This window comes from Aestuariivirga sp. (assembly GCF_037139295.1).
Classification (GTDB): domain Bacteria; phylum Pseudomonadota; class Alphaproteobacteria; order Rhizobiales; family Aestuariivirgaceae; genus Aestuariivirga.
This window is the reverse complement of sequence record NZ_JBAXGR010000099.1, coordinates 1-10,561: the sequence shown is the minus strand read 5'-3', so window position 1 is coordinate 10,561 and position 10,561 is coordinate 1. Positions and strand designations below refer to the sequence as shown.

General features: G+C 58.3%; 10 protein-coding genes. All 10 read left to right on the top strand.

Annotated elements, in window-relative coordinates:
* Window positions 1-195: 195 nt before the first annotated feature.
* The 10 genes from WCJ41_RS17590 (at window position 196) to WCJ41_RS17545 (ending at window position 10,127) form a co-directional block, all read left to right on the top strand.
* Window positions 196-1,110, top strand: a complete 915-nt coding sequence (locus tag WCJ41_RS17590) for a branched-chain amino acid transaminase (protein ID WP_336907140.1) — start codon at window positions 196-198, stop codon at window positions 1,108-1,110.
* Complete coding sequence (locus WCJ41_RS17585; protein WP_336907139.1) at window positions 1,110-1,901, top strand: fumarylacetoacetate hydrolase family protein; 792 nt, start codon at window positions 1,110-1,112, stop codon at window positions 1,899-1,901. The genes WCJ41_RS17590 and WCJ41_RS17585 overlap by 1 nt, the downstream gene beginning before the upstream one ends.
* Before the next feature lie 10 nt (window positions 1,902-1,911).
* Complete coding sequence (locus WCJ41_RS17580; protein WP_336907138.1) at window positions 1,912-2,805, top strand: fumarylacetoacetate hydrolase family protein; 894 nt, start codon at window positions 1,912-1,914, stop codon at window positions 2,803-2,805.
* A complete protein-coding gene (locus WCJ41_RS17575) occupies window positions 2,805-5,225 on the top strand; it encodes an FAD-dependent oxidoreductase (protein ID WP_336907137.1) in 2,421 nt (806 codons plus the stop codon). Before WCJ41_RS17580 ends, WCJ41_RS17575 begins: the two co-directional genes overlap by 1 nt.
* A gap of 30 nt (window positions 5,226-5,255) precedes the next feature.
* The gene (locus WCJ41_RS17570; RefSeq protein WP_336907136.1) at window positions 5,256-6,035 is read left to right on the top strand and encodes a transporter substrate-binding domain-containing protein; all 780 of its coding nucleotides are present in this window, start codon (window positions 5,256-5,258) and stop codon (window positions 6,033-6,035) included.
* A gap of 97 nt (window positions 6,036-6,132) precedes the next feature.
* Window positions 6,133-6,825 (top strand): ABC transporter permease subunit, encoded by a 693-nt coding sequence (locus tag WCJ41_RS17565; protein WP_336907135.1) that lies wholly within the window; start codon window positions 6,133-6,135, stop codon window positions 6,823-6,825.
* Window positions 6,822-7,610 (top strand): ABC transporter permease subunit, encoded by a 789-nt coding sequence (locus WCJ41_RS17560; protein ID WP_336907134.1) that lies wholly within the window; start codon window positions 6,822-6,824, stop codon window positions 7,608-7,610. Before WCJ41_RS17565 ends, WCJ41_RS17560 begins: the two co-directional genes overlap by 4 nt.
* Window positions 7,611-7,619: 9 nt before the next feature.
* The gene (locus WCJ41_RS17555; protein WP_336907133.1) at window positions 7,620-8,411 is read left to right on the top strand and encodes an ATP-binding cassette domain-containing protein; all 792 of its coding nucleotides are present in this window, start codon (window positions 7,620-7,622) and stop codon (window positions 8,409-8,411) included.
* Between the two features lie 15 nt (window positions 8,412-8,426).
* Entirely contained in the window at window positions 8,427-9,098 is a 672-nt protein-coding gene (locus tag WCJ41_RS17550) for a GntR family transcriptional regulator (protein WP_336907132.1), read from the top strand.
* Between the two features lie 12 nt (window positions 9,099-9,110).
* Window positions 9,111-10,127 carry an agmatine deiminase family protein gene (locus WCJ41_RS17545; protein ID WP_336907131.1) on the top strand — a complete coding sequence of 339 codons (1,017 nt, stop codon included), beginning with the start codon at window positions 9,111-9,113 and terminating at the stop codon, window positions 10,125-10,127.
* Window positions 10,128-10,561 lie beyond the last annotated feature (434 nt).

Genomic DNA, 10,561 nt, shown 5'->3' with positions numbered 1-10,561 from the left:
AGCCCGCGTCGGTTTACCCAGGGCCCCAGATTGGTTGAAACGGTTACGTCGGGCGCGATCGTAGATGTGGACGGTGGGCAGCGATAAGAAGTGTGGAAAATCAATCGCTTACAAAATGTCGAAAATGAATTGACATGTCGAACTAGTGATACATAATTCGACATACTCAACGCTTCTGACAAATGGAGCCCTCACATGCCGATCACGCCCACGCCCAGCATCTGGATGAATGGCAGGCTCGTGGGCTGGGACAAGGCAATGGTGCACGTGGGTACCCATACCCTGCACTATGGAACCGGCATCTTCGAGGGCGTGCGAGCCTACGAGACTGCCAACGGGCCCGGCCTCTTTCGTCTTACGCCCCACATCGAACGGCTTTACCGCTCCGGACACATTCTCGGAATGCCGATGACTTTCTCGGTCTCGGAGATCGTTGAAGCCACCAAACAGGTCGTGCGCACGACAGGCCTCGACAGCTGTTACGTCCGGCCGCTCGCCTACTACGGCTATGGCGAGATGGGCCTCGACACGGGACCCTGCAAAGTCGACATCGCCATCATGGCCTGGGGCTGGGCCTCGGTTCGCGGCGCGGCGACGGACGCGCGCGGCCTAAGGCTCAAAGTGTCGAGCTGGCGGCGGCATGACCACAATATCATGCCTCCGGAGGCAAAGACGGTCGGAAACTATGTCAACTCGTCGCTCGCCAAGGCCGAGGCGCGAAAGGCCGGGTATGACGACTGCGTCATGCTCAACCCCCAGGGTTTTGTAGCGGAATGTACGGCAGAGAATATCTTCGTGGTCCGCAACGGCGTCATCCACACCCCACCGCTTTCGGCAGGTGGTCTCGAGGGCATCACGCATGATTCCGTCCGCACCATCGCCCGTGATCTGGGCTACGAGGTGCGTGCCACCGAACTGTCCCGCTCGGACCTCTACATCGCAGATGAAATCTTCGTCTGTGGAACAGCTTCGGAAGTCAACCTGGTCGAATCGGTCGATGACCGTAGCGTCGGATATCCGGGACCGATGGGAACCGCGGTGCGACAAGCGTTCAGTAACGCGGTGCGTGGTGAGGATCCACGCTATGCGAGCTGGGTGGAGGTCGCCTGATGAAACTTACCGCGCAGCAGCAACAGGCCCTTGCTGACCGGCTGTTCGAGGCCGTGAAGGCAGGACAAGGTATCGATCCGCCATCCAACACGATCGACTACGACTTCGAGGATGCCTACCAGGTGAGGCGGAGGCTCGTCGACCACCTGATTGCCACCGGAGGCAGGCCAAAGGGCCACAAGATCGGCTTCACATCCGAAGCGATGCAGAAGATGTACGGCATGACTGGTCCCGATTTCGGCATTCTTCTCGACAACATGTTCACGCCGGAGAATCAGCCTGTCCGTGTGACGCACCTCTCAAACACACGTGCGGAACCTGAAATCGCATTTGAGCTTGCGAGGCCTCTCGAAGGGGCAGGTCTTACTGTGCCTGATGTACTTGCCGCGACAGCGTGCCTGAGGGCGGCTGTGGAGGTCATCGACAGCCGTGTCGGCGCGATGAAGGCGAGGGCCAATGACTCCCTCGCCGACAACGCTGGGGCTGGCTGGATCATCCTCGGGAAGACAGCACTCAGGCCAGATCAGGTTAACTTCGCGGGCCTTACGCTCACCATGGATGTGGACGGCCACCACCAGGCCGCGCTCGCGACCGATGTCATGGGTCATCCCGCCGCCCCGCTGGCCTTTCTCGCAGGAAAACTTGCAGAACTTCGTGGCCTGGGTGGGCATCTAAAGGCGGGTGACATTGTCATCACGGGGGCACCGGTCCGCTCGGTCGAAGTGAAGTCTGGCTCGCGGTTGCATGCAGACTTCGGCTCGCTTGGCACCATCGATCTTACCTTTATCTGAGAGTTGCTGGATGCGTCTTGTCAGTTACGGAAAGCCAAGGGCCTGGACGAGCGGCATCGAGCTCGGCGAGTCGGTTGTCGAAACGACCGAAGTGGCGACGCTCGCTGGCTGGAGCGAGGAAAACGTCGCCGCGGCGGGTTCCAACCGGACACTCCTGGAGCTTGGGCCCGATGCGCTGCGCCAACTCGAACGGGTCGTGCGTGACAGAACTGTCCATCTCAAGCTGATGCCGCGCGCCAGTCTGAGACTTGGACCACCAATTCCCGATCCGCAGAAGATCGTCTGTATCGGCCTCAACTACCATGACCACGCCGAGGAAGTGGGAGCAACCCCTCCCGCTGCGCCGATCTTTTTCGCCAAATATCCCAACTCGCTGGTGGGAGCGAAAGACGACGTCGTCCCGCCGCGCGATACCAGCAAGGTCGATTATGAAGCAGAGCTCGCCGTGGTTATCGGAACACGCGGCCGTTACATCGAAGAGTCATCAGCGCTCGATCACGTGGCAGGCGTCATGGTTTTCAACGACGTGAGCGCTCGTGATTTGCAATTGGCCAATCAACTGTGGACGGGTGGAAAGGCCATCGACACCTTCGGCCCCTGTGGTCCTGCACTCGTCACCATCGACGAGATCTCCGACATCCAAAACCTTACTGTCAGGACGCGTGTCGACGGAGATGTACTGCAGGACGGGAATACCTCATCGATGATCTTCTCGGTCCGGCAGATCATTGCCTTCCTGTCGCGCATCATGACGCTTGAACCGGGCGACATCATCGCAACGGGCACGCCTGCCGGTGTTGCTTCGGCCCACAAGCCTGCACGATTCCTCAAAGCCGGTAATATCGTCGAGGTCGAAATCGAGGGCGTCGGCACGCTTCGCAACAGAATCGTGGAGGCCTTCTGATGAAGCAAAATGTAGAAGTGGCAATCATTGGTGGTGGCGTCACCGGATGTTCCATCGCCTACCACCTGATGAAGGCTGGCTTCAAGGATGTGATCCTGATCGAGCGCACCGAACTCACGGCAGGTTCGACCTGGCATGCGGCCGGTGGAACAGGGGCCTTCGGCGGCGGTGCCAACGCCACCTACCTCCACAACTACAGTTTCAGCATTTATCCCATCTTAGAACAAGAAACTGGCCAATCCTGCGGATTCCATCATGTTGGAGCGCTCGCTCTGGCGCGCACCGACGAGCGCATGGATGAATTGCAGCGGCATCACATGGCAGCGCGCCGTGCGGGTCTTGAGACCGGTTGGCTCTCGATAGAGGAAACGTTGAAGCGCTGCCCGATTCTCGATCCTTCGACCATCAAGGGCGTACTTGATGAGCCGCATTTCGGGCATGTCGACCCAAGCGGCGTGACGCAGGCCTTTGCCAAGGGTGCTCGGGACATGGGAGCCGAGATCGTGCGTCACAATCCTGTACTCGACACAAGGCTGAGGCCCGACGGCACCTGGGATGTCGTCACCAAGAATGGAACTATCCGAGCAGACCGGGTCGTGAATGCAGCTGGCCTGTGGGCCCGCGAAGTTGCGGCCATGGCGGGCATCCAGCTCCCGCTCATGCCAGTCGAGCACCACTACTTCGTGACGGAGAGCATTCTGGAAATTGAGAACCTTGATTTCGAGCTTCCTCTCATCGGCGACGCGGACTCGGAGTATTACATGCGCCAGGAGGGCAAAGGGCTTCTCCTTGGTGTCTATGAGGATCCCTGCACACATTGGGCCGAAAAGGGCACACCGCTCAATTTCGGGCATGAATTGCTGCCAAACCAGCTGGAGCGCATCGACAAGAATTTCCTCCAGGCAGTCGAAGCCGTGCCGGTGCTGGGCGCTGCCGGTGTGAAGCGCATCATCAACGGCCCGATGATTTTCTCACCTGACCTCAATCCGTTGATCGGCCCCTATCCCGGCGTGCCCAACTATTGGTGCGCCTGCGGCGTGATGACAGGCTTCAGCCAGTCGGCCGCCATCGGCATGGTGCTGGCGGGCTGGATGAAGGAGCGCGAGCCGCTATTGGATGTGTTCATGTGGGACGTCGCGCGCTATGGCCGCTGGGCTGGAAAGGCCTATGTGAAGGCCCGCACCGGCGACATGTATGCCACGCGCTTCAAGACGCTCTATCCTTATGAACACCGCAGCGCAGGCCGCCCGGCGCGCACAACGCCAGCCTACCCGCTCTACCGCGAGAAGGGGGCGGCATTCGGCTCCAGCGATGGTGTGGAGTTTCCCCTGTGGTTCGCGCCACAAGGTGTAGTCCCTGAGGAGAGCCTCACTTTCCACCGCCCCAACTGGTTCCAGCATGTGGGCGAAGAGTGCCGCGCCTTACATAAGGGCGTCGGCATTATCGACATCTCGACCTATGGCAAGCACTTGGTCAAGGGTTCCGGTGCTAGAGCTTGGCTTGAGCATGTGATGGCCAACAGGATGCCGAGCCGTGACGGCCAGCTGGTGCTCACGCCCATGCTCAGCCACAGCGGCCACCTCATGGGTGAGTTCTCGGTTGCCCAACTGAGCAACGAGGAATTCCTGCTTATCGGCTCTGGCGTCGTTGACCGCTACCACCATCGCTGGTGGGAGCAGTTCCTGCCGGCGCAAGGTGTCTCTGTTGAAAGCATGACAATCGGCCTCTGTGGCCTTTCCATCTCCGGCCCAAATGCACGTACTCTACTGGCGCGGCTCTGTGACCAGGATCTTTCAGGTGAAGCATGGCCCTACCGCAAGTCGGCGTACGTACAGATGGGACCCGCCGTCGAAGCGATCCTGTTGCGTGTTGCCTACACGGGCGAGCTTGGCTACGAAATCTATGTAACGCCCGAGTTCCATGTTCCGCTTGTGGAAGCCTTGCTTGAGGCAGGAAAAGACTTGGGCGTCACGCTCGCCGGCATCCGCGCGCTCAACAGCCTGCGCGTAGAGAAGGGATATGGCGCATGGGGTGTTGAGTACGCCCTTGATTATACGCCCTTCGAGGTAGGCATGGGTGTTCTCGTCAAATTCGACAAGCCGGACTTCGTGGGCCGCGAGGCGGCGTTGAAAGTCAAGGATCAACCCAAGCGCTATGTCTATTCGCTATTTGAGATTGACGCAGATGACGTTGACCCATGGGGTGACGAACCCGTTCTCGCAGGTGAAGAGGTCGTGGGCTTCCTATCATCGGCGGCTTACGGCTTTCGCGTCTCGAAAAGCCTTGCCCTTGGTTATATGCACGGTGTCCACGCCGGAACGACGGTGCCACTCACGATCGATATTCTCGGAAAACGCCGCAGCGTGAAACTGCTCCCCGCCGCAGCCTTTGATCCAACCGCGAGCAGAATGAAAAGCTAGGGCCAGAATGGCCAAAAAAGGAGGAAGACCATGAATAGACGCAACACATTGTTCGCCTTTCTGGCAACAGCGGCAGCGGCACTGATAGCCCCGGCCGCTTCGGCGCAGGAGGTTTTGAAGGTCGGCATTTCCACCGGCTATCCGCCCTTCGACGTGCTGAATCCCGATGGTTCGGTCGGTGGCTTTGACGTCGATTTTGCCAATCTTGTCTGCGAGCGCATGAACAGAAAGTGTGAATTCGTCGACATCGAATGGGATGGCATCATCCCCGGCCTTCTCGCCAAGAAATTCGATGTCATCATTTCGTCGATGGGCATCAACGAAGAGCGCATGAAGCAAGTGGACTTCAGCGATACCTATTACAAGGGACCATCCGCCTTGATCGCCAAGAAGGGTGTGGACTTCAAGGCTGACGAAGCCGGCACAACCGGCAAGGCCGTTGGTGTGCAGCGTGCCACGGCTCATGAGTGCTACATGAAAAAGCACATGGCAAAGGCTGACATGCGCCAATATGCAACCTCAGAAGAGGCCTATCTCGACTTGCAGGCCGGCCGCATTGATGCAGTCCTGGTGGACACCATCCCCGGCGAAACCTGGTTGAAGTCTGACGCCAAGATCACGGAGGAGTTCGCCCCCGTGAGCGCTGACCTTTATGATCGGGAGTGCTTCGGCGTTGGCCAGGGTATTGCGCTGCGCAAGGGTGAGGATGCGTTGAAGGCAGAACTCAATGCCGCCATCAAGAAGACCCGCGACGACGGCAGTTATGTAGCGCTCTCGAACAAGTATTTCGGCCGCGATATTTTCAACTGAGTGCAATGGGGTGCCAACCTATGACCTTGGCACCCCCTTCAGACGGCGCGAGTCCTGAAGCAAGGCAGGTCTTCGGGCCCGAAAGCAAGGTAGCGCAATGGAAGGCCTCTGGGAATATCGCTGGCTTCTGCTGCAAGGAACAGGTGTGACACTTCTGCTCGGCCTGTGCGGCCTTGCACTTGCCTTGGCTATTGGTCTTGTCTGCGCAGCCGCCAAGATCGGTGGCACGCCGGTTGTGAAGAGGCTTGCGGGCTACTACACCACCTTCGTGCGCTCCGTGCCAGACCTGTGCATGATGCTGCTCCTCTACTTTGGCGGGCAGACACTATTGAACAAGCTCGGCGCGGCAACAGGCTGGTGGGACTATATTGAAATCAACTCGCTTGCCGCCGGGGTCATCACCATCGGATTCATCTTTGGCGCTTATATGACCGAGTCATTCCGAGGCGCCTATGGGTCCATTCCAAAGGGCCAGCTCGAAGCGGCCATGGCCATCGGCATGACATCGCGACAGTTGTTTCGCCGTATCACCTTCCCACAGCTCATGGGCTATGCACTGCCATCTATCGGTGTGAACTGGATGGTGCTTCTGAAAACCACTGCTCTTGTGTCAGTCGTAGGCCTCAAGGATCTCGTTTTCTTCGGCGTGTCCGCCGGTCGCTCGACCCGCGATCCCTTCACCTTTCTGATCGCCATCCTCGTCATCTATCTCATCCTGACGGCGCTGTCTGACGTTGCACTGCGCGCGATTGAAGCCCGCTACACCCGGGGCAGGAGGATAGGCGCATGACGCTCGCAGCCTTCTTCTCAGGCTTCATGGCCTGGATCACGGAATTTTCGTCCAAGTCATCGCCGGTTGATTTTGTTCTAATTCTCTCACACTGGGACATTTTCCTCATTGGAATCAAGAACACGGTCTTGCTGGTATTGGTGGGCCTAAGCTTCGGTGCTGTCATTGCACTGCCGATGGCTATTGCGCGGTGGAAACGTGTGCCATTTCTTGCCAAGGCCATCGGTGTATTTGTTTACGTGTTCCGCGGCTCGCCCATGCTGGTGCAGGCCTATGTGTTTTACTACGGGTTGGCGCAATTCGAAGCCGTGCGGAACAGCTTTCTCTGGCCCGTGCTGCGTGAACCCTGGTGGTGTGCGGCCATAGCCTTTGCCATCAATTCCGCCGCTTATCAGGTTGAGATCTTTCGAGGCGGTTTGGATTCTGTGCCCAGGGGTGAGATTGAAGCAACCGCGGCGATCGGAATGTCACAGGGAAGCGCGTTGCGCCATGTCATCCTGCCATCAGCGCTCCGCCGTTGTTTGCCGATGATCGCCAATGAGTCGATCTTTCTTCTGCATGGCTCTGCGATCGCTTCCATGTTGACGATCACTGATGTTCTCGGCGCTGGCCGGAAACTCAATGCGCAGTATTATCTGGCCTATGAGGGATTTCTGGCGGCGACAGTGATCTATATGGCGCTGGTCTTCATCATCACCCGAATCCTGGGGTGGGTGGAGCGCCGGACCTTGAAACACCTTGCCCTGCAAAGCATGACCACCCGTGAACAGACGCAGATGATCTGAAGGGGAAGAATGATGCAAAACAAGGCCAATTCTCCCCAACTCTCCGGCGCAACATTGATCGCCAGAGACATCCATAAGAGTTTCGGGTCCCTGGAAGTGCTGAAAGGCATCACCGTTGAGGCCCAGAAGGGTGAAGTGATTTCAATTCTCGGTTCCTCCGGTTCTGGCAAGAGCACTTTTCTCCGTTGCATCAATTTCCTCGAAACAGCAGACTCCGGCTACATCGAAGTCAATGGCACGGGTGTCGAAGTTCCGGTCAGGGACAGTGGAAAAGCCAGCACACAGAAGATCCTAGCGCTCCGACGCAACACCGGTTTTGTGTTCCAGAGTTTTAATCTCTGGTCCCACATGACAGTCCTTCAGAACCTCATGGAGGGTCCTCTGCATGTCTTGGGCCTTTCTTCATCGGAAGCCAGAGACCGCGCTCGCAAACTGTTGCAGCGCGTGGGGTTGGCAGAAAAGGAAGACGCCTATCCCGCTTTTCTCTCTGGCGGCCAACAACAGCGCGTGGCAATCGCACGGGCCTTGGCCATGGAGCCCGCGGCCCTGCTTTTTGACGAACCGACATCGGCGCTTGACCCTGAACTCGTCGGCGAAGTCCTTCGCGTGATGCGAGGTCTTGCTGAGGAAGGCCGAACCATGCTCGTCGTGACCCATGAGATCAGTTTCGCGCGCGACGTATCCTCACGCGTGGTTTTCCTCCACAAGGGACAAATTGAAATGCAGGGCAAACCTGCAGAGGTTTTCAGGCGTGGGCAATCAGAGCGCTTCGATCAGTTTCTGGCGAATACGGCACATTAGGAGAAGAGACAAAACATGACGTCAAGTCAGACGAGGACGGAGGAGGTCTATCATCGCATCAAGGCCGACATCGTGGGTGGCCTGATCGAGCCTGGCAGTCAATTGCCTTTTGCCAAACTGAAATCGGACTATGGCGCCAGTATGGGCGTGTTGCGAGAAGCACTGATGCGTCTCACAGCGGAGGGCCTCACCGTCAATCAGTCGCAGCTTGGTTTCAAGGTCATGTCGTTGTCGCTGGATGACCTGATCGATCTCACAGAAACGCGTTGCACGATCGAAGGCCTTGCCTTCATGGACTCGATCCATAATGGCGACATTGATTGGGAAGCGCGCGTGGTCTCGACCCATCATCGCATGGAGCGGACTCCGAAACATGATCCCAAGGAGATCGCTCCCGTTACCGCCGCCTGGGCTAAGGCACACCATGAGTTTCACATGGCGCTGCTCAGTGCGGCCAAGAGCAAGCGGCTCATGGGCATGGCAGAATCGCTGCGCGCTGCGGCGGAAGTTTATCGCCGCTGGTCCATGCCGTTCGAAGTGGTGAAGCGTGACGTTTCCGCAGAACATCAGGAACTGCTTGACCTTGCACTGAAGCGCGATGCCGAAGGGGCCGCAGCGTCACTTAGACGGCATCTGCTACAGACCAAGAACCTTGTGATCAATGGAGTCAAAGCCGGACGGCAATAGAGGAAAGCTAGAATGTCGCACAAACTCCATATGCCCGCCGAATGGGAAAGGCACGAGCGCACACTGATGGGCTGGCCGTGCCGTGTCTCTTCATGGGAACACACGCTGGAACAGGGCCGTAGCGAGTTCGCTGCCGTTGCTAATGCCATCGCGCAGTTTGAGCCCGTCACCATGGTTTGCGCTGAGGAAATCCATGCCGTGGCGGCGCGCAAGGTTCTTTCATCGGATGTCAGCGTGGTGGTCCGACCCATGGATGGCTCTTGGCTACGTGACAATGGCCCCCTGTTCGTGACGGATGGACAGTCGCGACGTGCCCGTCATTTCCGGTTCAATGCCTGGGGCGAGCGGCACGCCAACCGAGACCGTGACGCACGGCTTGGCCGGACGCTGGCAGAGGATTTGGGCATTTCCGTCGATGATGTTGATGTAGTACTTGAAGGTGGCGCAGTCGCCATTGATGGATCAGGCCTCATGGTGGCGCCGGAAGGTTGCGTCATGCATCCCTCGCGCAACTGGTACCTCACCAAGGCTGTTGCAGAGGAGCGTATCAAGGAAGCCCTCGGCCTCAGCAAGATCATCTGGCTGGGGCAGGGCCTCGCGGAGGATACCGTCCGCGACCCTGACCGCATGTATTATGGCACCGATGGCCACGCTGACCTGTTCTTCTGTTTCATCGGCCCCAGGCGCGCCTTGATGCTGAAGGCGGGCGAAGGTGATCCCAACGCACCGCATCTTGAAGCCTCCAAAGCCTTGTTGCAGCGTGAAGGTGTTGAGGTCGTGGATTTCCCCTACATGTCGGGGTTTCATGACGAAGGCCGTTGGATCATCGCGCCCTACATGAATTTCTACTTCTGCAATGGTGCGGCCATCGTGCCGGTTGCAGGTGCCGAGCCGGACAAGGACAAGGAAGCACTCGCCTATCTCATGAAACTCTTTCCTGACCGGCAGATTGTGCCCGTCACCATGCGTGCTGCTCCGCGCCAGGGTGGCGCCATCCATTGCATGACCCAGCAAGTTCCAGCTCTCTGACAGAGTTGGCGGCTAGTATCCCTCGCTCTTGGGGCCGGGGCGTTTCTCGTGGCGCGGAGGCCCTCCTTCTGGATCGAGTTCGGGTCACGGCTGGGCCAGGCGCTGCTGCCGCTGGCGTGGCGCTATGTCTCGAAGAGGATGACGGCGGAGGAGGAGGCTGCGTGGCGGGAGGCTGAGAGGCGGGGGCAGGGGGATGAGTGGTTAAAGGAGCGATGACTTAGGTAGGGGCAAAAGGCATTACTGAATGTGCGGTGAGTAGAGTATCGCAAAGCCGCATAACAAGGGAACCAACTCCCCAAAACCTCTCTTCGTTCACGCGCGTAGTAGTCTCACTTCACAATAGAGATGGTCAACTCGCAGAGGGTATGGGTAAACTGTGCGCCAATTCAACAGTGAAAAGCCCCAGGGGGCGGGGTGGAGAAGACTTCTTGCGG